Source organism: Castellaniella sp. (genome assembly GCF_049651205.1).
GTDB lineage: Bacteria > Pseudomonadota > Gammaproteobacteria > Burkholderiales > Burkholderiaceae_B > Castellaniella.
In genome coordinates this window covers 126,604-153,419 of record NZ_JBASBR010000012.1, presented here as the reverse complement: position 1 = coordinate 153,419, position 26,816 = coordinate 126,604, and the positions used below count along the sequence as shown (strand labels likewise).

Here is a 26,816-nt window from a genome sequence, read left to right as displayed (position 1 = left end):
ATCTCCGCATTCGGTTTGCTGTTTAACTGTGCCTGGACCCAGTGTAGGAATGCACATCTGCGCTGCATAGCCAGATAAGCTGGAATCATTGTTTGATTTAATGAACAATACGCAGATGGATTACAAAAATATCGATAGGCTTTGGCCGCATATCCACTGCCTAATTGTGCTGGCGCAACAGGGCAGCTTTACGGCTGCTGCAAGCCGGTTGGCAGTTAGCAAGTCGGCTATCAGCCAACGGATCAGCGAGCTCGAACAAGCCGCAGGTGTGCCGCTGGTGCTTCGCACCACCCGATCGGTGCGTCTCACTGATGCCGGCCGGCGGCTGGTGGAAGATACCCGCGAATCCTTTGCACAGATTGCCCATAGTTTCGAAGGTGTGCAGTCGCTGTCGGTTGTTCCTGCCGGCACATTGCGTATCACTGCGCCGGTGGCCTTTGCCCGCCAGCAACTGGTGCGGCGGTTACCGGAATTCATGCAGCGTTACCCGCAGATCCGCCTCGAGCTGGATATGCGCGACAGCCTGGTGTCCCTCACCTCTGAGGGCTTTGATCTGGCTTTGCGACATATCGAGGTGCCGCCAGATACCTACGTGGCGCGTGAGCTGTGTCGTACCCGTACACTGCTGGTGGCCAGCCCCGGCTATCTGGCCCAGTACGGCGTGCCTGAAAATCCCTGGCAGCTGGAAACACATCTGCAGTTGCACTATCCCCGTCAGCAAGGTGCTGCGCACTGGATTTTCGAGCGTCGGCATGGGCAGCCAGAAGACCGTGCTGCGACCATTCCGGTGCGGCCGGTCTTTGTTGCGAATAATAGTGAAGTGCTGCGCGACATGGCATGTGCGGGCCGGGGGATTGCCCTATTACCGGATTTCTCTGCACAACATGCCGTGCAGGCGGGAGAGTTGCTTGAATTGCTGCCTGGCTGGCGGCCGGTCAGTGTGTTTGGACACCATATTTTTGCCTTGCGCCCGTATGCCGCCCGTACTCCCCGCAATGTGCGCGTCTTGCTGGATTACCTGCTGGAGGCGTTTGCAGGCGGCTTTGAGGGCAGGGCCTCGTCCTGATATAGGGCTTCGTCTTCGAAAAACTGCCAGAGGCGCGGGTGGTCGGAGTAGGCCACATTGAAACGCATCCAGCCTTCTTCGCGGCCTTCAGGATGGAAATAGTGGCCGGGAGCCAGCCAGATGCCTGCTTCAAGGGCGCGTGCTACCCGGGTTGTCATGGTGTTGCTGGTGCAAGGCCGATTCTTGGGGCGAGCCCACAGAAACAGGCCTGCACCCGGCTCTTCAAGGATCTCGAACCCCTGTTCGAGCAGCGTGGTGCCAACTGCATCATGCGCGTTGTGCAGGCGTTCACGTATGCCGCGTAAATAGGTGCTGTACCGACCATCCCTAAGCACATGGTAGACCGCGCGTTCCATGATTTCAGCCGAGGTGAGGCCCAGTGACATCTTGGTGCGGGTAAATTGTTCGATCAGTTCGCGTGAGCAGCTGAGGTAGCCGACGCGCATGGAAGGCATCACGCTTTTGGCATAGCCCGAGATATAAATGACGCGATGAGGCCCTGCCAGAGCGGCCAGCAGAGGGGCGGGTTCAGGCAGAAGATCGCGTGACACGTCATCTTCGATCACCAGAACCGAGTGCTTCTCGGCCAGTTGCAACAGCCGGAAAGCACCAGCCATGGAGAAACTGGCCCCCGTCGGGTTTTGCAGCACAGTAGTTACAAACATGGCCCGTATCGGGTGGTGCTGGGCCAGGTTGTGCAGTACGGCTTCGTCGATGCCATCGTGGGTGCGTGGCACCGCATGCACGGTGATGTGATTGATGGCCAGGATCTGCAACAGGTTGGAATAGCAGGGAGACTCGACAGCGACATGGTCGCCCGGGCGCAGCAGAGTGCGAACAACGATATCCAGTGCTTGCGTGGCACCGTGTGTCAGCAAAATCTGTGTGGCATCCACATCCAGGCCATGCTCAAGCAGGCCGTGTGCAATGTGCTCTCGCAGCGGGTGGTAGCCCTGCGGATGGCCGTATGAAGACAGCTGGCTCACGGGTACCCGGCTGAGCTGGCGCAGGGCATGGGGCAGGCCGGACTCGTCGTGCCAGTCTGGCGGCAGCCAGCCGCAGCCTGCCTTGATTGAAATCGAGTGATCGGCAAATACATCGGCCAGCAACCAGGAGGCCCCAATACGGGGGACGACCCAGTCAGGCACGGGTGCGGTAGCCACCTGCCGCTGCCGGCTTACCCGAAAGCAGGCGCCCGGGCGTGATTGCAGCAAGCCCCGTGCCACCAGGCTGTTGTAGGCCGTCATCACCGTAAAAGTACTCAGGCTGTGATCCCGGGCAAACTGGCGCACTGAGGGCAAGATCATGCCGGGGCGCAGGGTCTTTTCGCGGATTGCGGATTCGATTGCCGAGACCGTTTGCTCGACCAAGGTCGGTGCGTCTTTGCGCCGACGATCCGGAGTGAACAGAATCATCTTTTTAGGGGGCCGAAAGAGTGGCGTTTGCTTTCACCGTCTCCCCGATGCGGGGTACAGGAGCCCTGGCCAATACAGTACATGCCAGTGGAGCAATACAGTTATCTCCTGATCGTATCACCGTCTATGGCTTTCGGTATATGCCCGGACCAGAATGGGTTCATTCCGTTCACGTTTCTTTTCTTTCTAGTTTCTGTCTCACGAGGCTGCCATGAATACCGAAGCCAAGCACGCTCCTGATCTTTCCAACCTATGGATGCCGTTTACGGCCAACCGCCAGTTCAAGGCACACCCGCGGTTGCTGACGTCCGCCAAGGGCATGTATTACACCGCAGGCGATGGCCATACCATCCTGGATGGTACCTCTGGCTTGTGGTGCGTCAATGCGGGCCACGGCCGCCAACCCATTGTGGATGCCATCAGCCGGCAGGCCGCCAATCTGGATTACGCGCCTAGCTTTCAGATCGGCCACGAGGATTCCTTTTTAGCCGCGTCAGACGTGGCTGCACTGATGCCCAAAGGCCTGGATCGCGTGTTTTTCACCAACTCGGGTTCCGAGTCGGTGGATACCGCACTCAAGATTGCTGTTGCCTATCACCGGGCCCGCGGAGAAGGGCAGCGTACCCGCCTGATTGGCCGCGAACGCGGCTACCATGGCGTGGGTTTTGGGGGTATCTCCGTGGGGGGTATCTCTCCTAATCGCAAGGCGTTTTCGGGTGTCTTGCTGCCGGGCGTGGATCACCTTCCCCACACCCATGATCTGGCTCATAACGCCTGGTCGCACGGCCAGCCGGCCTGGGGTGGCGAGCACTTTGCCAACGCCCTCGAAAGCATCATTGCCCTGCATGATGCTTCTACCATTGCCGCCGTGATTGTCGAACCTCTGGCGGGGTCCACCGGTGTGCTGTTGCCGCCCAAAGGCTATCTCGAGCGTCTGCGTGCAATCACCGAAAAACACGGCATCCTGCTGATCTTCGACGAAGTCATCACCGGTTTTGGGCGCCTAGGTGCCGCCACCGCCAGCGAATTCTTCGGGGTCACGCCTGATCTCATCACCATGGCCAAAGGCATCAGCAATGCCGCAGTACCTGCTGGCGCGGTGGCCGTACGCCGGTCGGTGCACGACGCCATTATCGAAGCCAGTGCCACCGGGATTGAATTCTTCCACGGCTACACGTATTCGGCGCACCCGCTGGCCACTGCAGCTGTTCGAGCCACACTCAAGATCTATCACGACGAAAAACTCTTCGATCGTGCAAAGACAATGTCGGTGCCTTTCGAGACTGCTGCCCATGCACTCAAAGGCCAGCCGCATGTCATTGATGTGCGCAATCTGGGTCTGGTGGCCGGCATCGAACTTGCCCCCCGAGACGGTGCCCCCGGCGCGCGGGCGGCTGAAGTCTTTGCAAAATGCTTCGAAAAAGGTGTGTTGGTGCGTTATACGGGCGATATCATCGCCATTTCGCCTCCGTTGATCATCACTGAAGAGCAGATCACGCAGATCTTCCAGACCTTGTCCGAGGTGCTGGCCACGGTGGCCTGATCCGTGCAGCCATGCGCCTACTTTGATAGCAGGCGCATGGCCTGTTCCAGGCCTTCCATTGTCATGGCAAACATGCGCTCGTGCATCAGTTCGCGCACAATAGCGATGGATTGCCGATAGGGCCACGAGCCTGCAGGCTCTGGATTCAGCCACACGGCGTGTGGCCATTGGCCCAGTAAGCGCTGCAGCCAGGTAGCGCCGGTTTCTTCGTTGTTATGCTCGATCGATCCGCCTGGATACAGGAGCTCATAGGGGCTCATCGAGGCATCACCCACCAGGATCAGACGCCAGTCTTCGCCATAGGTGCGCAACATATCCCAGGTGGATAGCTGCTGGTCGCGCTGGCGCCCATTGTGCCGCCACACGGATTCATATACGCAGTTGTGAAAATAGAACACCTCCAGGTGCTTGAACTCGCTGCGGGCAGCAGAAAACAGCGCCTCGATCCGGGCAATGTGGTCGTCCATGCTGCCACCCACATCCAGCAGCATCAGTACTTTCACCGTATTGTGGCGCTCCGGCATCCAGTGCAGGTCCAGCAGGCCCGCTTGCTCGGCCGTCCCCCGGATGGTGCCGGGCATGTCCAGCTCCGTCTGCGCACCTTGCCGGGCAAAGCGGCGCAGACGCCGCAGGGCCATCTTGAAATTGCGGGTGCCCAGGGCTTGCTGATCGTCGTAATCCCGGTAATGGCGCTGTTCCCACACCTTGACGGCGGTGCGGTTGCCGGCGGAAGGCCCGCCGATCCGGATGCCCTCGGGGTGATAGCCACCGTGTCCAAAGGGTGATGAGCCCCCTGTACCGATCCATTTGTTGCCACCTGCATGCCGCTCTTTCTGCTCGGCTAGACGCTCACGCAGCATCTCCATCAGGCGATCCCAGCCGTGTTTTTGCAGGGCTGCCTTTTCGGCGTCTGTCAGGTGTTTGCGAAATGTCTGAACCAGCCATTCCTCGGGGATGGCCTGCTGGCCCGCCCGCTGCTGCCACTGCCCGAGAAACTGGGCAAACACCTGGTCGAAGCGGTCGTAGCGGGTCTCGTCCTTGACCAGCGCCATGCGCGCCAGGTGATAAAACTCTTCGGTGCTGATGGGGGCGGCCGGGCTGCACAGGAGCTCCAGCAAACTCAGGTATTCCTGGATGGACACCGGGATGCCGGCTGCCCGCAGCTGCGTAAAGAAATCGGTCAGCATGTTGGCAGACCCCGCACATATGTCCCTGACCGCCGGATCCCTGGCATGGCCGTTGCGTCCTAGCGCCCGCGTTGGGTCATCGCTGCCAGACGTTTGAGCAGCGACAGATCCTGCTCGTTTTTGAGCAAGGCACCCGCCAGCGGGGGGATGTCGCTTTGGGTCAGTGAGGCGGGTGGGGTGGCTTCGGCCAGCAACAGGCGCAGCCAGTCCAGAAACTCGGAGGTAGAGGGGCGTTTTTTCAGGCCGGGTACCTCGCGCAGCCGAAAAAACACATCCAGGGCGGCCGACAGGATGTTCTCTTGCAATGCTGGGAAATGAACCGCCACGATGTCGCTGAGCGTGGCACGATCCGGGAACTCGATGTAATGAAAGAAACACCGCCGCAAAAAAGCATCCGGAAGGTCTTTTTCGTTGTTTGAGGTAATGATGATCAGAGGTTTATGACGCGCCTGGATGGTTTGCCGGGTTTCGTATACATGAAACTCCATGCGGTCGAGTTCACGCAACAGATCGTTGGGAAACTCGATGTCGGCCTTGTCGATTTCATCGATCAGCACCACGCAAGGTTCTTCAGAAGCAAACGCCTGCCACAGCACGCCCTGAACAATATAGTTGTGAATATCGTGGACCCGTGCGTCTCCCAGTTGCGAATCGCGCAGGCGCGACACGGCATCGTATTCGTACAAGCCTTGCTGTGCCTTAGTGGTGGACTTGATGTGCCATTGCAGCAAAGGCCGGTTCAGGGCCTTGGCCACTTCTTCGGCCAGCAGGGTTTTGCCAGTGCCTGGCTCTCCCTTGACAAGCAAAGGCCGCTGCAGCGTCAGTGCCGCATTGACGGCCATTTTTAAAGCGCTGGTGGCAACATAGCGGGCGCTGCCTTCAAAACGCAGAGATTCACTGGAAGCTGCAGAATTTGTCATGTTTAAAAGACACGCAAACGTGCCGTGAAGTCGATGCTTTAAGGGTAAATGGTTAATGACTGTCTGTGTCAGGGTAACTATCGTACAATCAACATGCCTCATCGGCCCGAAACTGGGTGGTCGATGCCGACATTAAAATTCGAAACACGAGACAAGAGGCCATATGAAGTCAAAAGCAATAAGAGGGCAGGGCTTTCAGGCTGCTGCCGTGCTGGTGTCCTGCTTGTTTGCAGGCGCGGCTCTGGCGGCAGACGCACCGGCAATCAAGGGCGATGCTCAGGCGGGTGCTCAAAAGGTGTCCATGTGCATTGGTTGCCATGGCATCCCCGAGTACAAGGCAGCATATCCCGAGTTGTACCATGTCCCCATGATCGCCGGCCAAAACGCGGCCTATATTGTGGCGGCACTTAAAGAATACTCAAATGGTGCGCGATCCTTCCCCACCATGGACGCCATTGCCAAGACCTTGTCCGAGCAGGACATGGCCGATGTTGCAGCCTACTACTCCAGCCTCAAATAGGGAGACCCCATGAAAACATTCTGGATTGCCCTGTTGGGTTGCGGTTTTTTTGCTGTCAGCGCACAAGCAGCTGATCTCTCTGCTGGCAAGGCTGCCTTCGAGAAATTCACCTGTGCGTCGTGTCACGGGGCGGATGCCAAGTCGCCCATCATGCCCGAGTACCCCATTCTGGCGGGTCAGCACCAGGACTACCTGGCGCACGCTTTGGTGGCGTATCAACGGGGCCAAAGAGGCGAGCCTGCTTCTGCCAATGTCCGTAAAAACGCTGTGATGGGTGCAATGGCCATGCAGTTGTCTGCCACCGATATCGACAATATCTCGTCCTGGTTGGCTACCTTGCCCACGCCGCTGGCTGTGCGCAAATAAGTATGGTGTCCGGGCGGCCGCCCGGTGCAATCAAGGCCCTGTCAAAGGGCCTTTTTTACGTCCCGCGCCCAGCTGAAGGGCCTGTTGTGGCATGGCGGCGGATAAGTTCGAGGTAGTGGTCGTTGTCCAGGGGCTTACCCAGCCGCTGGGCCTCCCACACCACTTCGCCCAATGCTTCCATGATGATGTGGGCTGCCTCGTGTTCATCATGTGTGTGTAGCAGTGCTGTCCAGGCTGCTCGGATCCCGGGCGGATGATCAATCGAGAGCTGCTCCTGAATGGCTAGGTGCATGGAAAGATGCAAAAATGGATTGGTGCGGCCCGCCTCTACAGGATAGTCGCGTGTGGCGGCTTCTGGATCTTGCAAATCATCGTGGTACTCGGGGTGGCGCTCGACGAGGTCGGCGGCCATGGTTTCCAGGGGGGTTAGTATCCCGCCGTCTCGGCGCTTGCGCCACGCGCTGGTAAAAAATTCCCGGACTTGCTCTTTGGATGGATTGAACATGGGTCAGATTGCGTGCCAATAGTGAGCGAATGCCTTATATTTTAAGGGCGGTATTTTAAAAGATGTTAGGGGCGGGATTCCAACATGTGTGGAGTGCTGTGGTGGTTTGTCAGGCCATTCGTACCACTTTACGTTAAACTCTTATATAAGACTGCGACGCCACGCACAGATCCCTCTTTTGAACAACAACCCCAGCAACACTGGAGCACTCATGTCTTATCAGCACATCAAAGTCCCGGCCGGTGGTCAGAAAATCACGGTCAATGCGGATTTTTCCCTCAATATTCCTGATGAACCCATCCTCCCCTACATCGAAGGCGACGGAACCGGGCAGGACATCACCCCAGTGATGCTGAAGGTGGTGGATGCGGCGGTAGCCAAAGCCTATGGCGGCAAGCGCAAGATCCATTGGATGGAAGTGTATGCCGGCGAAAAATCCACCAAGATTTACGGCCCTGATGTCTGGCTGCCCGAAGAAACCCTCGAGGCTGTTCGCGACTACGTCGTGTCCATCAAAGGCCCGCTCACTACGCCGGTTGGCGGGGGCATTCGCTCGCTTAACGTCGCACTGCGCCAGCAACTGGATCTCTACGTCTGCCTGCGCCCGGTGCGTTACTTCAAGGGTGTGCCTTCTCCGGTGCGCGAGCCCGAGAAAACAAATATGGTGATCTTCCGCGAAAACTCCGAAGACATCTATGCAGGTATCGAGTTCGAGGCCGAATCCGACAAGGCGCGTCAGCTGATCCAGTTCCTGCAAGAAAAGCTGGGTGTCAACAAGATCCGCTTCCCCGAGACTTCGGGCATTGGCGTCAAGCCCGTGTCGCGCGAAGGTACCGAGCGTCTGGTACGCAAGGCCATCCAGTACGCCATCGACAACGATCGCCCCACGGTTACTCTGGTGCACAAGGGCAACATCATGAAGTTCACCGAAGGTGGCTTCCGCGATTGGGGCTATGGTCTTGCCCAACGCGAGTTCGGCGCCCAACTGATCGACGGCGGCCCGTGGTGCAAGTTCAAGAACCCCAAAACCGGCCGCGACATTACGGTCAAGGACGTCATTGCCGACGCCTTCCTGCAACAAATCTTGCTGCGTCCCAACGAGTACGATGTCATTGCCACGCTTAACCTCAACGGCGATTACGTCTCCGATGCGCTGGCGGCCCAGGTGGGTGGTATCGGTATTGCACCGGGTGCCAACTTGTCCGATTCCGTGGCCATGTTCGAAGCTACTCACGGCACGGCCCCCAAGTATGCTGGCAAAGACTACGTCAATCCGGGTTCCGAGATCCTCTCGGCCGAGATGATGCTGCGTCACATGGGCTGGACAGAAGCCGCTGACTTGATCATCAGCAGCATGGAAAAATCCATTCTGTCCAAAAAGGTCACCTACGACTTCGCCCGTCTGCTCGAAGGCGCTACCCAGGTATCGTGCTCCGGGTTTGGTCAGGTCATGATCGACAACATGTAATCAGTTTTGATCTGATCCATTAAGGTCTATAAAAGTCCCGTTTTCCCAGGAGAACGGGGCTTTTTTGTGTCTGGGCTGATCACGGAAGCATGGTTTTAGGGCCGGATCAGGCGGGCGTGTCCTACACTACCGGGGTATCAAACAAGGAGTGCACGTGTCTGCAGATCTGAATCAAAAATATGGCTTGAACCCAGCACATAGCGAAGTTGTGTCAGCCTGTCAGCTTGTCAAGCCTGGCCTGGCTCTGGATATGGGGTGCTCTACGGGGCGCAATGCACTGTATCTGGCCCAGCAAGGTTTTACGGTCACTGCCGTAGATATCAACCCATCTGCCATCCAGCAGTTGCAGTCTGTCGTCGGCCAAGAGGGCCTCGATACCCTCACGCCGCGCCTGTACGACATCGCCGAGGCCGGTCTGGACGCTGATTACGATTTTATCGCGTGCACGGTGACACTGATGTTTATCGATGCCGCCAAGGTGGATGCTGTACTGGCCGATATGCAACAGCACACTTGCGTTGGCGGGTACAACCTGATTGTGTGTGCCATGGATACGCCTGATTACCCTTGCCCCATGAACTTCCCCTTCACTTTCGGAGAAAGCCAGCTAAGTGCTGCGTATAAAGGCTGGGATCTGGTGAAATACAACGAGGACGTCGGCACCATGCACAACGGCGCCCGGTTGCGATTTGCCACTATGTTGGCGCGCAAGACCGCCTGACTACCAAAAAATAAGCTGTCAGCATGGGTGGCTGGCCCTACAAGTAGTTACGTGATGGGTGCCTCTTGGGCCAGAACAGACGGTACCCTTGAGTTGTCTTGGTATTCAAGGAACTCAGCATGAAAGTGCGTATTGCGTTAACAGTATCCGTATTGGCCGCTTGTGTAGTGGCGCTACCGGCTCAGTCGGCACCTCCTGAGGGCAAGGGGTCTGGCAACCACGCAAGTAATTCTGTCAGTGGGGGCAATGGCGGCAAGGGCAATCCGCACGCGTCTGTACATTCTGGTCAGGGAAGCTCAGGCAAGGATAATGTGGGCGCTGGCAATGCAAGCAAGGGCGGGGCGGATGCACGCAGCTATCACAATGACGGCGCCCAGGCTGGCCGTGGGGCCGCGGGCAATCAGCGCGGCGATGATGCCGGCCGCCGTTATGACGACAAGGGCCGCTATTTTGGCTATTTTGACGATCATAGGGATCGTCATGGCCGATTACAGGGTGATAACCTTTTTGGCGATCTCGTCTATGCCGGAATAACCGCTGCCCTGGCGCACAGGTATGCGCTGGATTTCGGCTTGAGCGGCTATTCTGCGTTGCCTCCTGGGATCCGGAAAAACCTCGCACGAGGCAAACCCATCCCTCCGGGAATCGCAAAGAAGATGGCGCCTGGCCCGCTCTTGGGCCGCCTGCCAAGATACCCTGGGTACGAATGGCGGGTTGCTGGTACGGATTTGATTCTGGTGGCGGTGGCTACAGCGGTTGTTGCCGATGTTTTATATGACGTCTTTGATTGACGAGGATCAATAGAAGCCCAAATCTCTTTTGTTATCATCATTTTGTGCTTGATATGTTCAGCCGTTTTCGACAGTCCGTGATGATTCATCACTCTACACATCGAGGTGCACTATGTCTGATATCGTGTTGGCAACAGATGGTTCGGGCTACAGTCTGGCCGCCGCCAGGTTTGTCACCCAAGGTTTGCTCACTGAAGGCGCCAAAGTGCATGTTTTGCATGTCTCCCCAGAGCTTCCAGTGCGTGTTAGGCGGTTCATCGATAAAGACACCATCGACGACTGGTACGCCGAAGAAGCCGCCAAGGTGCTCGACCCCACCACCCAGGTGCTCAAAGAAGCCAAACTACCCTTCGAGTCTCACTCGTTGGTTGGGTTTGCGCCACAACAGATTGTCGACTACAGCCAAAAAACTAATGCACGCATGATCGTCATGGGTGCGCATGGGCGCGGGATGCTGCTTGATGCTGTCATCGGCTCGGTGGCAGGGCGGGTGTTGTCGCTTTCCAAATGCCCGGTATTGCTCGTTAAATCGCCTGTGTAAGTTGCTTGTGGGCAGCGTAAGGCGCTTCTGTTTACCCTTTGTGCGCTTGTCGATATGATGATCATGTCGTCAAAGCTTTTCGTCTGCGGGTTTTAAAATACCAGGAGAATCTTCATGTTAGGTCGTATTGCCGTCCACTTAAGTGATGATCACGACTGCAGCCGTCGCATCGATGCAGGTTTGTTGCTGGCCAAGCACCATGATGCCGAGCTTGTCGGGCTATATGCCTCGGGCGGCAATTTTGGGCGATTGCACGAAGAAAACCTGCTGCCGCCTGACGTAACAAACATTTTGCAACAGCGTTACCAAACCGATCATGATGCGGTTCATCAGCGGTTTCTCGATGCAACTGCGACTGCGGGTGTTCGCTCGCAATGGCGTAGTCTTACCGGGCAAACCGACACCGCTCTCAGCTTGCACGCGCGTTACTGCGATCTCCTGATCATGAGCAAAAACCCCAGCTCAGAGCGCATGTCTGCGCTAAGTCCTAATTTGCCAGAAACTGTAATGATGGCTGCCGGGCGTCCAGTATTGATGATCCCCAATCACGGTACGTTTGAGACAATCGGCCAGGAAATCCTGTATTGCTGGGATCAGCGCCGCGAGGCTGCCCGTGCGTTTGCCGACGCTGCGCCTCTGCTGCAGCAGTGCCGCAAGCTGGCGGTGCTCGAAATCGACCGCGACGTTGAAATGCTCGAAGAGCAAGGGCTCACTGAGGCCGATTTCGATCACTACTGCGTCAGCCTGGGCTATCCGCAGCCACGCCATTTGCTAAAAGACAGCGAAGGCTTTGGCGTAGGTAATGTCATTCTCAATACCGCCACCGATCTCGGCAGCGATCTGATTGTCATGGGGGCATACGGGCATAGCCGGATGCGGCAGTGGATCATGGGGGGGGCATCTCGTACGCTGCTGTCTACCATGACAGTGCCGGTCTTGCTGTCCAATTAAGGCTGTGTCCGGGCTGTCTGGCTGACAGCCCGGACGCGGATCGCCAGGTGCAGGCCTTAAGGCGGCACGTGCGCAGCCTTAACCCGCTGCTTTCATGGTTGCGGGGGGTTGCGCCGCATGGGATGTCTGATGTCTGCCCATATGGTTGAACACCAGGTTTGCGTTGTTCTCGTAGTCAACCCGGGCCAGGGTTCGGATCCCGCTGGCAGCCACTGTGCCAAATAGCACAATGCCGGCACCTCCCAGCACTGGTGCGGGAATGCTGGCTACCAGCCTGCCCATCACGGGTGCCAGACCCAGACCAATCAGGATCAGACCGCCAAAGGCTACGACATAGCGGCTTTTCACGCCCGTAACGGCTACCAGCCCTACGTTTTGGGCAAAAGCGCTCTGCGTGAATGATCCAAAGGCCGGCGCAATCATGCTGGAAAGCATGTCGGCCCGTAAGCCATTACCCAGGCGACGTGAATCAATTTTGGTCTCAATAATGTCGCCAACAGCCAGGATGTCGGCCGAGGTTTCAACCAGGGTCACTAAAATCACGATAGTCATTGAGACGATCGCGGCAGCCCCAGCTCACTCGGTGGCAGTCCCGCCGCTTCTCCGATAATCAGTGGCACGGCAATGATGCCGCCGTACATCGTCAGTACGTGTTGAAACCCGAAAGCAAGGTTGGCCAGGAGCCCGGGGTTCTCGTCTTCCGGACGTCCTTGTTTATGTATTTCCAATGTGTTGCTCATGAAATGTCTCCAGATCGGTGTGCTGATCAGTGGCCGGTGCATTGCCGGCCAGAAATATAGTAAGTAGGCAAGGGGATTGGTCAGTGCCGGATATGCCCCCATAGCCGTCGTGCCGCAGCCTCGTGCCGGCTACGCAGAGCCGCCAGATCGATGCCCTCGGGCTGGCCCGAACGGACGCGCCACTGGCCGGCCACCATGACGTGGTCTGCGTGATCCGCCCCGCATAACAGCAAGGCCGCCAAGGGGTTTTCGGCGCCCGAGAATCGCAGGCCGTCCAGCCCGAACAGGGCCAGGTCGGCTTGTTGCCCGGGCTTCAAGCCGCCAATGTCCGTGCGGCCCAGACAGCGGGCAGAACCCTGTGTGGCCCAGCGGATGACCGTTTCGTGAGTTACTTGGTCAGGCAGATATCGCAAGCGGCCCAGCAGCAGTGCCTGGCGCATCTCCTGGGCGAGGTTGGAGTGGTCGTTGGAGGCCGATCCGTCGACCGCCAGCCCAACTGGCGCACCTGCCGCTTCCAGTTCGATGGTCCGGCACAGGCCGCTGCCCAGCACCATATTGGAAGAAGGGCAATGGGCCACACCGGTGCCTGCGGTGCCTAGACGCTGGATCTCGCTGTCGTTGAAATGGATGCCGTGTGCCAGCCAGGTTTGCTGGCCCAACCAACCACAGTCGTCCAGATAGTCCAGTGGACGCATGCCAAACAGCCGCTCGCAATATGCGGTTTCGTCTTTTGTCTCGGCCAGGTGGGTGTGCAGGCGTACCTGCTGCGCCTGGGCCAATTGAGCACTGGCACGCATCAGCGCCTGGCTAACTGAAAACGGAGAGCAGGGGGCCAGCGCAACCGTCACCATTGCGCCGTTGCCTGGCTGGTGATATTGCTTGATCACGCGGGCGCTGTCATCCAGGATGGTTTGTTCGTCCTGCACCACAGATTGCGGTGGCAGGCCGCCCTCGTCGCGCCCGACGCTCATCGAACCCCGGGTGAGGGCCGCTCGCACGCCTACCAATCGGGCTGCCTCTACCTGACTGTCGATGGCGTGTTGCAAGGCCCCTGAAAACACATAGTGGTGATCGGCTATCGTTGTGCAGCCTGACATCAGCAGCTCAACCATGGCCAGCTCGCTGGCTACGCGCAGTTGCTCGTCGTCCAGCCCTGCCCAAACGTCATATAGCGTGGTTAGCCAGGGAAACAGTGGCTTGTTGAGGGCAGCTGTATAGGCCCGTGTCAGCGTCTGGTAAAAATGATGATGGGTGTTCACCAACCCCGGCAGGAGTACATGCTGCGAGGCATCGAACACTGTATCCACCCGTTGTGCGGGCTGTTGTCCGGCCGCGACCTGCTCGATAATTTTGTCGCCCATGACGACGATCCCGCCTGCGGCAGCCGGGTCTGAACAGGCCAGGGGTTGGCGTATCCAGAGGGTTTGCTGTGTGCTGCTTGAAGCGCTCATCTGTGCGTACATCCTGTCGTCAAAGGCGTTGGGTCATGATAGGTAGGCGCCGAGCCAGAGTCATTGGAGGGGCGTGATGTTCGACATTTGTGTTTCCAAATAACGCAGTTTTGCGCATGAGCATCAACGACGTGCCTTTCTGGCTGTCCCCGTGTCGGGTACCTTGTCCGACTGCCCACGTTATGATGCGGCTTGAGGGGATTTTTCAAGGGCAAACAGATGGATGAGCTTATCGAGAAACTGCGGGCGTTCAGAGATGCACGTCAGTGGCAACAGTTTCATAATCCAAAGGATCTCGCCATTGCCCTGAATGTCGAATCCGCCGAGCTGCTTGAAACCTTTCTCTGGAAATCAGCCGAGGCTGCGGATAAAGACCGGATCGCAGATGAGCTGGCCGATGTGTTTTCTTATGCCTTGCTGTTGGCCGATGCCTGCCAGCTGGATGTCCGCGATATTGTGCTGGCCAAGATTGCCAGAAACGAATCACGTTACCCGGTGGATCTCGCCCGAGGTTCTGCCAGGAAATACACCGAGCTATGAACCAGCCGCCCTTGGTTAGCGTCGATGGGTATCCCCTGGCGCTGTCGCAACTGGATGCCTGGCAAGACAACGTGTATGCAGCCAACCACTGGCCGCTGGTGTACGTGCTCAGTAACCAGGCGTCTGGCATTGCTTATGTGGGCGAAACCAGTGATACAAGCACCCGCATGGCCACACACCTGAAGACGCCGGCCAAGCAGGGGCTGGATGCCGTTCATCTGATCAGCAGCGGCCTGTTCAATAAATCGGCCACGCTGGATATTGAATCAGGCCTGATCAAATATATGGCGGCAGATGGCCGGTTTCGGTTGTTGAACGGCAATCTGGGGCTCGCCAGCCATCATTATTATCAGCAAGACGAGCTCTACGACGGTATTTTCCGTAAAACCTGGGATCAACTGCAGGCGGCGGGCCTGGCACAGCACTCGCTCCAGTCCATTGATAATTCGGACATCTTCAAGTACTCGCCTTACAAATCCTTGTCATACGATCAGCGCCAGGGCCTGTTGGCAGTTTTGCAGTCGCTTTTGCAACCCGGCATCAAAACTCTGATGGTTGAAGGCGGTGCGGGCACGGGTAAAACGGTGCTGGCGATCTTCCTGTTCAAGCTGCTGAATTCAAAGGCAGAGGAGCTCAGTCTGCGCGAGTTCTCCGAAGACGAGCTTCTTTTGCGTGATCTGGTTACCCAGTTTCGTGACCGCCATCAAGCCTTGCGGATGGCCCTGGTTGTGCCCATGGCTTCTTTCCGCGCCACCCTCAAGAAGGCGTTCAGGCAAGTGGCCGGCTTAAGTCCCGGCATGGTGATTGCACCTGCGGAGCTTGCTCGAGATCAGTACGACCTTGTGCTGGTTGATGAATCACATCGCTTGCGTAGGCGGGTCAATCTGGGGGCTTATTTTGGTGTCTTTGATACCGCATGCCGCACGCTCGGTCTGGATCCGCAAACATGTTCGGAGGTGGATTGGGTAGGCAAGCAAGCCCGCCAGGCCGTGTTTTTCTACGACCAGGCTCAGTCTGTCAAGCCTTCGGATGCACCGGCGGCCGTCTTCGAGCGGCTGCGTACCTCACGTGACACGCGAAATCTGACGCTGTCGTCCCAGTTTCGGGTCAAGGCAGGTGTTTCGTATGTTGAGTTTATTGACCGTTTATTAAGCATCCAGCTCGGCCAAAGTGCGCCATATCGATCACCGGATTATGAATTTCTGCTGTTTGATTCGATGGTGGATATGGTTCGGGAGGTTCGTGCGCGGGACCAATCGTTTGGCTTGTCCCGCCTGATTGCTGGTTATGCCTGGCCGTGGGCAAGCAAAAAGCAGTCGGATCAGTTTGATATGACGCTCGATGGGGTTTCCCTGCGCTGGAACCGCACGGCAAACGACTGGATTAATACTCCGGGAGCCCATGAAGACGTCGGCTGCATCCACACCACCCAAGGCTACGATTTGAATTATGCCGGTATTATTTTTGGCCCTGAAATCCGCTATGACCCGACGCAGCGTTGTCTGACCATTGATCGTGCGCAGTACCACGACCGTAACGGCCAGCAGCGTGCGATGCCTGATCAGACCATCAAAGAATACATCCTGAATATTTATAAAACGATCCTGCTGCGTGGTATTCGGGGTACTTTCGTCTATGCCTGCGACACCGGCCTGCGGCAATACCTGCGGCAATATATTCCGCAATATCAGCCAGCGGCGTCCCGTGTGCAACTGCGGCAGGCCCCCAAGCTGCTTCCCTATGAAAACGCAGTGCCACTGTACGATCTGAAAGCGGCGGCAGGAGGCTTTGGCGCACTGCAGGCTGTGCAAGATACTACCTGGATTGGCGTGCCGCCTGGTATGAAGGCTGCCAAGGATCTCTTTGCCTGTCAGGTAACCGGTGAGTCCATGAACCAAGTGATCCCCAACGGTGCCATTTGCCTTTTTCGACTGGATCACGGGGGCAGCCGCCAGGGCAGGATTGTGCTTGTCGAGTGCGATACACCAGAAGATGCGGATCTGGGTTCAAGGTACACGGTTAAAGAATACGAAAGCCTGAAGATTGCGTCTGCAGAGGGCTGGCAGCATACGATGATCCGTCTGAAACCACGATCGGATAATCCCGAATTCAGGAAAATCGAGTTATCTGCAGATGATGAGGCCCGTTATCGCGTGGTAGGTATTTTTGTGTGTGTGCTGGATAAATAGACGGTTGGTGCTCGCCAGGCTTTTTACTACCGCTATACTGCACTAATAATAATTTCGTCTCGGCGTCACCGGGAGGTATCATGGCGCGCGTGCATCCTAACGCATCAGCGGGGGCAACACCTCCCAAGGCTGGGTTGGTGAAGCAATTGCGTGCATCCTTGCAGCGGCTCAGGCACACCGAGCGCCTGCAGAGGGCGCTGTTTGATATTGCCGATATGGCCGGGTCTGCGTCCGACATGCAAAGCCTGCTGAGCGGCTTGCATCGCAGCATTGCGCAGCTGATGTACGCCGAGAATTTCTTTATTGCGTTGTATAACCCGCAGCACGATACGCTCCGGTTTATATATTTTGTGGATGAGGTTGACGGCGAGCTTTATCACCCTGATCAGGAATTCACCGCGGCAGAACTTCAAAACAGCATCACGGTGGGCATGATTCGTCATGGCAAGCCCATGCGTGGGTCATCGCTGCAAATTACAACAGCGCTTGGGCTGGATCGTCACCATAATGTCGGCAGCCCGTCGATAGACTTTATGGCCGTGCCTATGCGCCGTGATGGCCAGGTGTACGGCGTGCTTGCCGTACAAAGCTATCAAAAGGGCAGGGGGTATTCGCAGTCCGACCAGGACGTGCTGGCGTTTGTGGCCGAGCATGTGCTCAATGCCGTCGAACGCAAGATGGGCCAGGAGGCTCTCGAGCGCCGGGTGACCGAGCGTACCAGAGAGCTTGCCCAGGTAAACGCTCGCTTGCAGGAGCAAGTACAAGAGCGCGAGCGGGCAGCACACCTGCAATCAACGCTGTACCGCATTGCGGCCCTCAGCCACGAGCAGATCAGCTCCAAAGAGTTTTATCACAGCCTGCATCAGGCTGTGGGCGAGCTCATCAACGTCGAAAATTTTTATATCGCACTCAAATCTGCTGATAATCGATGGCTGGATTTCCCCTATTACGTAGACGAACTGGGAGGCCGTATTGGTCAGCGCCCGCTCGGACGGGGGATGAGCGAGTACGCCATGCGTTGTGCGCAAACCGTGCTGCTCTCGGACACTGAAATCAGTCAGCTGATTGCGCGAGGTGAGGTACATGCTGCCACTTACGGCGAGCCGGCAGTTTGCTGGTTAGGGGCCCCCCTGACGGGCACCCAAGGGGTGATTGGTGTGGTGGTTGTGCAAAGCTATCGCACCAATCTGCATTTCACCCGACAGGATGCCGATCTCCTCACGTTCGTTTCGTATCAGATCGCTGCTACCTTGCTGCGGCGTCAGCAGGATCAGGCGTTGCAGGCGTTGAACATCCAGCTCGAGCAACGGGTACGTGAGCGCACCATCGAGCTCCAGCACCAGATAGCCGTGCGCGAGCACGTGCAGCAACAGCTCCAGCATCAGGTCATGCACGATCCCCTTACTCGCCTGCCCAATCGGGTTTATGTGCGCGACCAGCTCGAAATCGCGCTGGCCCGGCAAAAGCGGCAGGCCGACAGCCAGTTTGCCCTGTTATATCTGGATGTAGACCGCTTCAAGCTGTTTAACGATGGGTTGGGGCATCAGGTAGGCGATCGTGTCTTGCAGGAGGTCGCCATCCGGATGGCCGACTGCGTCCGCTCGCCCGATATTCTCGGCCGTCTGGCCGGAGACGAGTTCTCAATTGTTTTGGTGGATTGCCGACAGCCTGCTGATGCATGCCAGGTGGCGCAGCGGATACAGGCGCGCATGCAGGAAGCCATCGAAATTGCCGGGCGCCGGCTGTATGTGTCCCTTAGTATTGGCATTGCCATGGGTCAGGGGTATCACTGTTCTGTCGATGAGCTGCTGCATGATGCCGATACTGCCCTGTATCAGGCCAAGGCGGCCGGCCGCCGCTGTTTTGTGATGTTTGATGCCAATGTGCATGACACCGCAACCAACGTGCTGGATGTCGAGCAGCAGTTGCGTGTCGGGCTTGAAACTGGGCAGTTTGTACCGTATTTTCAGCCGATCGTGCGGTTGGCAGATACCCGTGTTGTCAGCTTTGAGGCGCTTATCCGCTGGTTTCATCCCGACAAAGGGGTATTGGGCCCTGATCTCTTTTTACCCGTGGCCGAGAAAACCGGCCTCATCGAGGCCCTCGACTGGCATATCTACGACAAGGTCTGCCAGGTCGTCCCCAGTTTTCTGGGGGCCGATCAAGTCATCAATCTCAATCTGTCCCCGCATCATTTCCACGGACAGGATTTTGCCAGCCGCTTTCTTGAGCTGCTGTCGTTTCATCAAATACCGTTCAAACAGGTCTGCGCCGAGGTCACTGAAAGCTCCCTGTTGTCAGACCCAGTGGCGGCTGCCCGTATTTTGGGTACCCTGAACAAAGCGGGGATACAGGTTGCGCTGGATGATTTTGGTACCGGATTTTCGTCACTTAGCCATGTACATCAATTTCCACTCAACTCGCTCAAAATTGATCGCTCTTTTATTTCCCAGCTAGGCTCGGGGCAACCGTCGCGTAGTGCCGCAATTGTGTCGGCTGTGATTGGTCTGGCCCGCGCGCTGAACATCCGTATGGTGGCAGAAGGGGTTGAAACTGTGTCGCAGCGTGACCATCTCATTGCCATGGGCTGTGAACGCGCACAAGGGTTGCTGTACGGTAGTGCCCAGCCTGCAGAGCATTGGCAGCTCCAGAACCACCCCGGAGGCTTCCTTCCAGGGGGCGAGGGTGCTGAGCCTCACAAGCCTACGGGACATCCCTAGGTGTTATTTATCCGTTCAACCTGCATAATGCTGGGCATGCAGGTGAGGAGACAGCCCTGATCGGGCACCAGCGCAGCATAGACGGCGCTTTCATTTGTAGGCAGTACTCATAAAAAATAAAAACAAGCAGAGCCAGCGATATTATCGCTGGCTCTGCTCATTTATATGTCTAGTTTTATTTTTTTAGTGCCCGCCCGCGCTCGAAAACACATTCAATACCAGTACGCCGGCCAAAATAAGGCCGATACCAATCACGGCCGCGGTATCCAGTGCCTGGCCAAAAAATACCAGCCCAATCAGGGCAATGGCCACAATACCTGCCCCTGACCACACCGCGTAGGCAACGCCGACAGGAATCGTGCGCAGGGCCAGTGCCAGGAGGTAAAACGCCACCCCGTAGCCGATGACGGTAATCACAGAAGGAATCGTGCGGCTAAAGCCATTGGAGGCTTTTAGTGCCGATGTGGCGATCACCTCGGCCACGATGGCGATGATCAGATACAGCCAGCTAGTATTCATCAGATGGGGCTTCCCTTGTGTGGCGAGACTCTTTGGGTGTCCGCAGCAAGACAGAGACGGCACCAGAACCGCCGTCCCGTTCGGCGCATTCGATCCAGGCCTGTACGGCACTCAGGCGGCACAGGTGTTGGCGTACAAAGGCTTTCAGGATGGGCTCTCCACGAGATCCGATGCCTTTGCCATGCACAATACGAACGCAGCGGATCTGGTGTGTGAGGCAAGAATCCAGAAAACGGTCGAGGCGTTCAGCCGCCTGTTCTTGCGAGTTTCCGTGCAGATCCAGCGTGGCCTGGCTTGGCCATTTGTTGCGCCGCAGGCCGCGTAAAAGGTCTGGCCCGCATCCATGACGTAGAAACGCTTGGTCGTCCGGGTTAAAGAACCGGTAGGCAGCCTCAGCTTGCTGGCTGGGCCCAAACGCAGGACGGGGTGCCTCAGGCCCACCCTGTGCGTGTTCCCGCCTGGCCTGAAGCTGGGATTCTGATGCGTGGAGTGTCAGTGTGCGCGACCTCGGGCCGTGGTTGGCCAGCGGGCGCACTAACCGCACCGCTTGTTTGAACAGTGCACGGTCTTCTGCATCCAGTATGGCAACAGTTGACGAGACTGCCCCGGCAGGCGGGTTGGCGCCTGTGCCAGAGGTCCGCTGCAAGCTGTTGCCCCGGGGTTGGGTAGCGGCAGGCTTTGTGGACTGGTGTGTCGCAGCCTGCTTGGCACCGGCCTGCAGTTGGCGTAAATCGGACAGCGTTGATTTAGAGTCCTTCATTCTCCAGCCAGCGTTGAGCGTCCAGGGCAGCCATGCAGCCCGTACCGGCACTGGTGATGGCTTGTCGATAGACGTGGTCCTGGACGTCACCCGCAGCAAAGACACCCGGTATGGATGTCATGGTGGCCAGACCCTGCAGGCCGCTGCGCGTGGTGATATAGCCGTTTTCCATGGCAACCTGGCCTTCGAAGATGGCCGTGTTGGGCTTATGGCCGATGGCAATAAAGACGCCGGTGACGGCGAGATCTTCGGTTTTCCCGGTTTGTGTGTCCACAAGGCGTGCGCCGGTGACGCCAGAATCATCGCCCAGCACGTCTTGCAACTGGTGGAACAGCTTCAGCCGCATATTACCGTTAGTGACCTTCTCCATCATTTTGTCGACCAGGATGGGCTCGGCGCGGAACTTGTCGCGACGATGCACCAAGGTGACTGTACGGCAAATGTTGGACAGGTACAGGGCTTCTTCGACGGCAGTGTTGCCGCCACCCACCACGATCGCGTCCTGGTTTTTATAGAAGAAGCCATCGCAGGTGGCACATGCGGATACCCCGCGGCCCATGAAAGCCTGCTCGGTTTCGAGGCCCAGATACTGGGCGGATGCCCCGGTGGCGATGATCAGGGCATCGCAGGTATAGGTGCTGCCTGTGTCACCATTGAGTACAAACGGGCGCTTTGAGAGATCAACGCTGGCAATGTGGTCAAACACCATTTCGGTGTTAAATCGCTGGGCGTGCTCCATAAAGCGCTGCATGAGGTCTGGGCCCTGGACGCCGGCGACATCGGCCGGCCAGTTGTCCACCTCGGTGGTGGTCATCAGTTGGCCGCCTTGCTCGAGGCCGGTAACCAAAACCGGAGACAGGTTGGCGCGGGCTGCGTACACTGCGGCAGTGTAACCAGCCGGACCAGAGCCCAAAATCATCACTTTGGCGTGCTTTACATTAGACATCACAGAAAATCCGTTCATGATCAACCCCGCAATTATAATGGCCAGATGGCAAGAATCCCGGTAAGCACTCCGCGCTCGACGCGCAATGTCCGCAACGGCCCCTCAGCACTGCAAACACGCCTGAGCAGTCTGCTACGTGAGGCCCGATGGATCCTTCTGGCTGCGGTCGCCGTATGGCTGATCCTCGTGCTGGCTACCTGGCAGCGGGCCGACCCCGGTTGGTCGCATTCGATCTATACCGGTGTCACCCACAACTGGGGAGGCACCTTTGGCGCGTACGTAGCTGATTTACTGCTTTATCTGTTTGGCGCCTCTGCTTGGCTGTGGGTGCTCCTGATGCTGCGCCACGTGGTGGCGGGCTTCTACCGGCTCACCCGCATTGTGTTGCCCACACGGGTGCCGGAGCTACTCCCCCGGGTTCGCTGGGAGGTCGGTATCGGCTTTACTCTGTTGTTTCTAGGATGCATGGGCATCGAGTCCCTGCGCTTGCAAAGCTGGGGGGTAACGCTGCCAGCCGGGGCAGGCGGGCAGTTGGGCCATCTGTTGGCGGCCGGCCTGGCCCAGGTGGCGGGGCAGGCGGGGGGCACCTTGCTCCTGCTGGCCTTTATTATTGTTGGCTCCAGTCTGTTTTTTGGTTTCTCCTGGCTTAATGTCTCCGAGCGCGTTGGCCTGGGCATCGAGCTCTTCTTCCGTCGTCTGCTTGACTGGAAAAATGCCTTGCAGGATCGTCGGGCTGGCAAAACTGCTACCGCCGAGCGCCAGGAAATCGTTGAGACCCGCCAGACACAGCTGGTGCACGAGCAGCCCGTGCGCATCGAGCCCACCGTCAAAACCGTGCCCCTGTCGCCACGGGTACAGCAAGAGAAACAACAGGCCCTGTTTACCGCCAAAGAAGATCCCGCGCTGGCAGGCAGCCTGCCTGCCTTGTCTTTGCTGGATCCCGTCGAGCAGGCCCAAGAAAGCGTTTCGCCTGAAACCATCGAATTCACCTCCCGCCTGATCGAGAAAAAGCTATCCGATTTTGGCGTAACCGTCACGGTCGTATCTGCACAGTCGGGCCCGGTCATCACACGCTACGAGATCGAGCCGGCGGTAGGCGTCAAGGGCAGCCAGATCGTCAACCTGGCCAAAGATCTTGCACGTGCACTCAGTCTGGTGCGCATCCGGGTGGTCGAGACCATCCCCGGAAAAAACCTGATGGGGCTCGAGCTGCCCAATCCACGCCGGCAGATGGTGCGTCTCACCGAGATCCTGGGGTCGCAGGTTTATCACAGCAGTGGTTCGTTGCTGACGATGGCGCTGGGCAAGGATATCGCTGGCAATCCAGTGGTGGCCGATTTGGGCAAGATGCCGCATTTGCTGGTGGCGGGTACCACGGGTTCAGGTAAGTCAGTGGGCATCAACGCCATGATCCTGTCCTTGCTGTACAAGGCCGATGCGAGCCAGGTCAGGCTGATCCTGATTGATCCAAAAATGCTCGAAATGTCCGTCTACGAGGGCATCCCTCACTTGTTGGCGCCGGTGGTTACCGATATGCGCCATGCGGCCAATGCACTGAACTGGTGTGTGGCCGAGATGGAAAAACGCTACAAGCTCATGAGCAAGCTGGGCGTGCGCAATCTGGCAGGATTCAATGCCAAGATTCGCGACGCCCAGAAAAAAGACGAACCCATCCCCAATCCTTTTTCTTTGACGCCCGATGCGCCCGAGCCCCTGGGTACCCTGCCCATGATCGTGGTGGTGATCGACGAGCTCGCCGATCTGATGATGGTGGTGGGCAAGAAGGTCGAAGAGCTGATTGCGCGTCTGGCGCAAAAGGCGCGGGCTGCAGGCATCCACCTGATTCTGGCTACCCAGCGTCCCAGTGTGGATGTCATTACCGGCCTGATCAAGGCCAATATCCCCACGCGTATAGCTTTCCAGGTGTCGTCCAAAATCGATTCACGCACCATTCTGGATCAGATGGGTGCCGAAACTCTCCTGGGGCAGGGGGACATGTTGTATCAGCCGCCAGGCACCAGTGTGCCCACACGCGTACACGGGGCCTTTGTGCACGACGACGAAGTCCATCGTGTCGTCGAGTCTCTTAAAGAATCCGGCGAGCCTGATTACGTCGAGGGCCTGCTTGAGGGCGCGCTCGAGGGTGAAACCGGTGATGGTGTCAGTTCTGTCACGGGCTTTACTGATCAGGAAAACGACCCCCTTTATGATCAGGCAGTCGAGGTCGTCATGCGTAGCCGGCGGGCCTCCATTTCGTTTGTGCAGCGTAATCTGCGGATTGGCTATAACCGCTCGGCACGCATTCTCGAGCAAATGGAGCGTGCGGGTTTGGTCAGCCCGCAACAGCCCAATGGCAACCGCGACCTCCTTGTGCCGGCCAAATCTGGCGAAGACGAGTAATGTCCATGAGTTCCCTTATTTTTTTGCGTCAACCTTTATGGGCCGGCCTGTTGCTGTCCTGCGCATTGGCACTGGCACCGGGCGTCAGCCACGCAGTCGATACTGCTCAGGTGCAGCTTCAAACCTTTGTCGATCAGGTGAAATCGGCCACCGGCGAGTTTCAGCAAGAGCAAAAAGGCCCAGACGGCAAGGCGCGGTCGCAGACGGGCACATTTGCGTTTCAGCGGCCTGGCAAATTTCGCTGGCAGGTGCGTAAACCTTATGCCCAGCTCATCGTCTCCGACGGCCAGCACGTCTATCAATACGATCCCGATCTCGCTCAGGTGACCCAGCGCCAGGCCGGACAGGCGGTGGGAGCATCACCTGCCGCCTTGCTGTTTGGCTCGGGCTCTCTGGATGACGCCTTCAATGTGCAGTCACAGCCGGATCGTGATGGCTTGCAATGGTTGCGGGCCGTTCCCAAAACGCCGGATGCCGGATTTACCTATGTAGACATCGGGTTTGCGGATGGCTTGCCCAAGCGGCTTGAGCTTCTGGATGCCTTTGGGCAAACCACGCACATTCAGTTCATGGCACTCAAGGCAAATCCGGGTATTCCGGCCTCGCAGTTTCAGTTTGCTGTGCCCGAGGGTGTTGACCTCGTCAAGATGAACTGATGGCCACACAAGGCGAGCTGCTGGGTGCAGCACCCCAAAATATTCCCTTGGCAGAGGCCCTGCGCCCGCGCACGCTCGGCGAAGTCATTGGGCAACCTCACCTGCTGGCGCCAGGCAAACCTCTACAGCTGGCGTTTCAGTCGGGCAAGCCCCATTCCATGATTTTCTGGGGGCCTCCAGGCGTGGGTAAGACCACGCTGGCCCGCCTGATGGCTACCGCGTTTGATTGTGCCTTTATTGCCTTGTCAGCGGTGTTTTCCGGGGTCAAGGATATTCGGGAGGCCATGCAACAGGCCAGGCAGCAGCAGGTGCAGGGGCGCGCCACTATCCTGTTTGTCGACGAAATTCATCGCTTCAACAAGGCGCAGCAGGATGCGCTACTGCCGTTTGTCGAAAGTGGCCTGGTCACCTTTATCGGTGCCACCACCGAAAACCCGTCCTTTGAAGTCAACTCGGCATTGCTGTCCCGGGCACAGGTATATGTGCTCAAGCCGCTTTCAGATCCCGAGCTCAGGCAGTTGTTTCAGCGTGCACAAGAAACCTGCCTTGCCTCACTCGGGTTTTCCGATAACGCAGTGGATACCCTGATTGCTTATGCGGATGGTGACGCCCGCCGGCTGCTTAATCTGCTGGAGCAATGCCACACAGCGGCCGGGGCCAGTGATGTCAGCCAGATAGATGCCGCATTCATCGAAAACGCCCTGATGCTCAATGCCCGGCGCTTTGATAAAGGCGGTGATCAGTTTTACGACCAGATCTCTGCCCTACACAAATCGGTACGCGGCTCTCATCCGGATGCGGCACTTTATTGGCTGACACGGATGCTCGATGGGGGGGCGGATCCTCGTTATCTGTCACGACGCATCGTGCGCATGGCCTGGGAGGATATCGGCCTGGCAGACCCGCGCGCCATGCAGATTGCCAACGATGCCGCACTTACGTACGAGCGCCTGGGCAGCCCTGAAGGCGAGCTGGCGCTGGGACAGGCAGTCATCTACCTGGCAATCGCGGCCAAAAGCAATGCGGGTTACATGGCCTACAAGCAGGCACGGGCGTTTGTGCAAAAAGATCGCAGCCGCGAAGTGCCTGTGCATCTGCGCAATGCCCCCACGCGCCTGATGAAAGAACTGGGCTATGGCCACGCCTATCGGTATGCCCACGATGAGCCCAACGCCTATGCTGCGGGCGAAACCTACCTGCCCGATGGTATGGATGAGCCCGGCTGGTATCAGCCGGTTCCCCGGGGGCTCGAAATCAAGATCGGCGACAAGCTCAATCAGCTCAGGCAGTGGGATATTGATTCACACGCGTATCCACCAGGCGCGCATCCGGCGTCAGGGCAAGCAGATTCAAACGAAAAAAAGGCACGTAATCCAAAGTAAGGTGCACGGTATCACCGGCCGCCAAGGTTTGATGGCCCCCCAGATGCGCCGGAAGCTCAGCCCGAAACTGGCCCTGTACGCAATGCAAAAGGGTTTCGCCAGGCCGCAGGGGCAGCGCCTGATCGCCTCTACGCACATCTACACAGCCATGCGCCTGCTTGCGTGCCAGCATCAGCTGAAACCACTCGGTGGGGCCGTCGGGGCTGGCCGCCTGAAACTGCGTTTCGCCTGCAAAATACAGGCGCCCGCCCGGTGCTACCGTGGTTTCGTTGCCTGATGCTGTCCGGATCAGCAGCAATGGCCCGCCACTGGTGAGGACGCCAATGCAGTCCATGCCCTCCTGGCCGGCGACCAGCCCGCTGGTATCCAGGCGCAGCATCTGTGCGCACCACAAAGGTTGGCTGCTTCCGTCATCGGGGCTTGTCACGATAGTACGGGTGCTTGGATGGCCGTCCAAAGATGGGAAGTCTGTCAGTTGGCTGGCGGGGATAAAGCGGTGTATGTCTTGCATCGGAAGAG

General features: G+C 57.7%; 25 protein-coding genes and 1 pseudogene. 15 read left to right on the top strand and 11 right to left on the bottom strand.

The window, feature by feature from the left end; translation table 11 throughout:
- Positions 1–100 precede the first annotated feature (100 nt).
- Positions 101–1,066: a LysR family transcriptional regulator gene (locus WA928_RS08060; RefSeq protein ID WP_424301951.1), complete on the top strand. Its 966-nt coding sequence runs from the start codon at positions 101–103 to the stop codon at positions 1,064–1,066.
- On the opposite strand, the gene WA928_RS08055 is transcribed toward WA928_RS08060, so the two are convergent.
- Entirely contained in the window at positions 1,015–2,481 is a 1,467-nt protein-coding gene (locus WA928_RS08055) for a PLP-dependent aminotransferase family protein (RefSeq protein WP_424301948.1), read from the bottom strand. The genes WA928_RS08060 and WA928_RS08055 overlap by 52 nt on opposite strands.
- 211 nt (positions 2,482–2,692) lie before the next feature.
- Between WA928_RS08055 and WA928_RS08050 the strand changes: the two genes are divergently transcribed.
- Complete coding sequence (locus WA928_RS08050) at positions 2,693–4,024, top strand: aspartate aminotransferase family protein (RefSeq protein ID WP_424301945.1); 1,332 nt, start codon at positions 2,693–2,695, stop codon at positions 4,022–4,024.
- Between the two features lie 17 nt (positions 4,025–4,041).
- Here the strand turns inward: WA928_RS08050 and WA928_RS08045 are convergent, their stop codons facing one another.
- Both WA928_RS08045 and WA928_RS08040 read right to left on the bottom strand, forming a co-directional pair.
- Positions 4,042–5,211: a vWA domain-containing protein gene (locus WA928_RS08045; protein WP_424301943.1), complete on the bottom strand. Its 1,170-nt coding sequence runs from the start codon at positions 5,209–5,211 to the stop codon at positions 4,042–4,044.
- A gap of 59 nt (positions 5,212–5,270) precedes the next feature.
- A complete protein-coding gene (locus WA928_RS08040; protein WP_424301940.1) occupies positions 5,271–6,131 on the bottom strand; it encodes an AAA family ATPase in 861 nt (286 codons plus the stop codon).
- Positions 6,132–6,294: 163 nt separating this feature from the next.
- Here WA928_RS08040 and WA928_RS08035 point away from each other — a divergent pair, with 163 nt between their 5' ends.
- On the top strand, positions 6,295–6,651 hold the full coding sequence (locus WA928_RS08035; RefSeq protein ID WP_424301937.1) for a c-type cytochrome: 357 nt from the start codon (positions 6,295–6,297) through the stop codon (positions 6,649–6,651).
- Positions 6,652–6,660: 9 nt separating this feature from the next.
- On the top strand, positions 6,661–7,017 hold the full coding sequence (locus WA928_RS08030; RefSeq protein WP_350380311.1) for a c-type cytochrome: 357 nt from the start codon (positions 6,661–6,663) through the stop codon (positions 7,015–7,017).
- 55 nt (positions 7,018–7,072) lie between these two features.
- On the opposite strand, the gene WA928_RS08025 is transcribed toward WA928_RS08030, so the two are convergent.
- Entirely contained in the window at positions 7,073–7,522 is a 450-nt protein-coding gene (locus WA928_RS08025; protein WP_424301934.1) for a DUF1841 family protein, read from the bottom strand.
- Between the two features lie 211 nt (positions 7,523–7,733).
- Between WA928_RS08025 and icd the strand changes: the two genes are divergently transcribed.
- From icd to WA928_RS08000, 5 genes are all read left to right on the top strand, one after another.
- Positions 7,734–8,990, top strand: coding sequence for an NADP-dependent isocitrate dehydrogenase (gene icd / locus WA928_RS08020; protein ID WP_424301931.1), 1,257 nt, complete (start codon positions 7,734–7,736; stop codon positions 8,988–8,990).
- Between the two features lie 154 nt (positions 8,991–9,144).
- Positions 9,145–9,711, top strand: a complete 567-nt coding sequence (gene tehB, locus WA928_RS08015) for a tellurite resistance methyltransferase TehB (protein WP_424301928.1) — start codon at positions 9,145–9,147, stop codon at positions 9,709–9,711.
- Positions 9,712–9,830: 119 nt separating this feature from the next.
- Positions 9,831–10,502: an anti-virulence regulator CigR family protein gene (locus WA928_RS08010; RefSeq protein ID WP_424301925.1), complete on the top strand. Its 672-nt coding sequence runs from the start codon at positions 9,831–9,833 to the stop codon at positions 10,500–10,502.
- Positions 10,503–10,614: 112 nt separating this feature from the next.
- Complete coding sequence (locus WA928_RS08005) at positions 10,615–11,043, top strand: universal stress protein (RefSeq protein WP_424301922.1); 429 nt, start codon at positions 10,615–10,617, stop codon at positions 11,041–11,043.
- 114 nt (positions 11,044–11,157) lie between these two features.
- Entirely contained in the window at positions 11,158–11,994 is an 837-nt protein-coding gene (locus tag WA928_RS08000) for a universal stress protein (RefSeq protein ID WP_424301919.1), read from the top strand.
- Positions 11,995–12,144: 150 nt separating this feature from the next.
- On the opposite strand, the pseudogene WA928_RS07995 reads toward WA928_RS08000, so the two are convergent.
- From WA928_RS07995 to WA928_RS07985, 3 genes and pseudogenes are all read right to left on the bottom strand, one after another.
- Positions 12,145–12,561 (bottom strand): annotated as a pseudogene (locus WA928_RS07995) (solute carrier family 23 protein); the annotation flags it as partial.
- Positions 12,543–12,734: a hypothetical protein gene (locus WA928_RS07990; RefSeq protein ID WP_424301916.1), complete on the bottom strand. Its 192-nt coding sequence runs from the start codon at positions 12,732–12,734 to the stop codon at positions 12,543–12,545. The pseudogene WA928_RS07995 and the gene WA928_RS07990, both read right to left, overlap by 19 nt.
- An 80-nt stretch (positions 12,735–12,814) precedes the next feature.
- Positions 12,815–14,185 carry an 8-oxoguanine deaminase gene (locus WA928_RS07985; protein WP_424301913.1) on the bottom strand — a complete coding sequence of 457 codons (1,371 nt, stop codon included), beginning with the start codon at positions 14,183–14,185 and terminating at the stop codon, positions 12,815–12,817.
- Between the two features lie 219 nt (positions 14,186–14,404).
- On the opposite strand from WA928_RS07985, the gene WA928_RS07980 reads away from it, so the two are divergent.
- The 3 genes from WA928_RS07980 to WA928_RS07970 all read left to right on the top strand — a co-directional run bounded on the left by WA928_RS07980 (position 14,405) and on the right by WA928_RS07970 (position 19,634).
- Complete coding sequence (locus tag WA928_RS07980; protein WP_417252246.1) at positions 14,405–14,725, top strand: nucleotide pyrophosphohydrolase; 321 nt, start codon at positions 14,405–14,407, stop codon at positions 14,723–14,725.
- The gene (locus WA928_RS07975; protein ID WP_424301910.1) at positions 14,722–16,914 is read left to right on the top strand and encodes a DNA/RNA helicase domain-containing protein; all 2,193 of its coding nucleotides are present in this window, start codon (positions 14,722–14,724) and stop codon (positions 16,912–16,914) included. Before WA928_RS07980 ends, WA928_RS07975 begins: the two co-directional genes overlap by 4 nt.
- Before the next feature lie 80 nt (positions 16,915–16,994).
- On the top strand, positions 16,995–19,634 hold the full coding sequence (locus WA928_RS07970; RefSeq protein ID WP_424301907.1) for a bifunctional diguanylate cyclase/phosphodiesterase: 2,640 nt from the start codon (positions 16,995–16,997) through the stop codon (positions 19,632–19,634).
- Positions 19,635–19,817: 183 nt separating this feature from the next.
- On the opposite strand, the gene WA928_RS07965 is transcribed toward WA928_RS07970, so the two are convergent.
- From WA928_RS07965 to trxB, 3 genes are read right to left on the bottom strand one after another with little or no spacing between them, the layout of a single operon-like run.
- The gene (locus WA928_RS07965) at positions 19,818–20,153 is read right to left on the bottom strand and encodes a DMT family transporter (RefSeq protein WP_424301904.1); all 336 of its coding nucleotides are present in this window, start codon (positions 20,151–20,153) and stop codon (positions 19,818–19,820) included.
- Positions 20,143–20,913: a Smr/MutS family protein gene (locus tag WA928_RS07960; protein WP_424301901.1), complete on the bottom strand. Its 771-nt coding sequence runs from the start codon at positions 20,911–20,913 to the stop codon at positions 20,143–20,145. Before WA928_RS07960 ends, WA928_RS07965 begins: the two co-directional genes overlap by 11 nt.
- The gene (gene trxB, locus WA928_RS07955) at positions 20,900–21,859 is read right to left on the bottom strand and encodes a thioredoxin-disulfide reductase (protein ID WP_424302518.1); all 960 of its coding nucleotides are present in this window, start codon (positions 21,857–21,859) and stop codon (positions 20,900–20,902) included. Before trxB ends, WA928_RS07960 begins: the two co-directional genes overlap by 14 nt.
- A 45-nt stretch (positions 21,860–21,904) precedes the next feature.
- On the opposite strand from trxB, the gene WA928_RS07950 reads away from it, so the two are divergent.
- From WA928_RS07950 to WA928_RS07940, 3 genes are read left to right on the top strand one after another with little or no spacing between them, the layout of a single operon-like run.
- Positions 21,905–24,259 carry a DNA translocase FtsK gene (locus tag WA928_RS07950; protein WP_424301898.1) on the top strand — a complete coding sequence of 785 codons (2,355 nt, stop codon included), beginning with the start codon at positions 21,905–21,907 and terminating at the stop codon, positions 24,257–24,259.
- A gap of 5 nt (positions 24,260–24,264) precedes the next feature.
- A complete protein-coding gene (gene lolA / locus WA928_RS07945) occupies positions 24,265–24,915 on the top strand; it encodes an outer membrane lipoprotein chaperone LolA (protein WP_424301895.1) in 651 nt (216 codons plus the stop codon).
- A complete protein-coding gene (locus WA928_RS07940) occupies positions 24,915–26,297 on the top strand; it encodes a replication-associated recombination protein A (RefSeq protein ID WP_424301892.1) in 1,383 nt (460 codons plus the stop codon). The genes lolA and WA928_RS07940 overlap by 1 nt, the downstream gene beginning before the upstream one ends.
- On the opposite strand, the gene WA928_RS07935 is transcribed toward WA928_RS07940, so the two are convergent.
- Positions 26,197–26,808: a HutD family protein gene (locus WA928_RS07935; RefSeq protein WP_424301889.1), complete on the bottom strand. Its 612-nt coding sequence runs from the start codon at positions 26,806–26,808 to the stop codon at positions 26,197–26,199. The genes WA928_RS07940 and WA928_RS07935 overlap by 101 nt on opposite strands.
- Between the last annotated feature and the right edge of the window lie 8 nt (positions 26,809–26,816).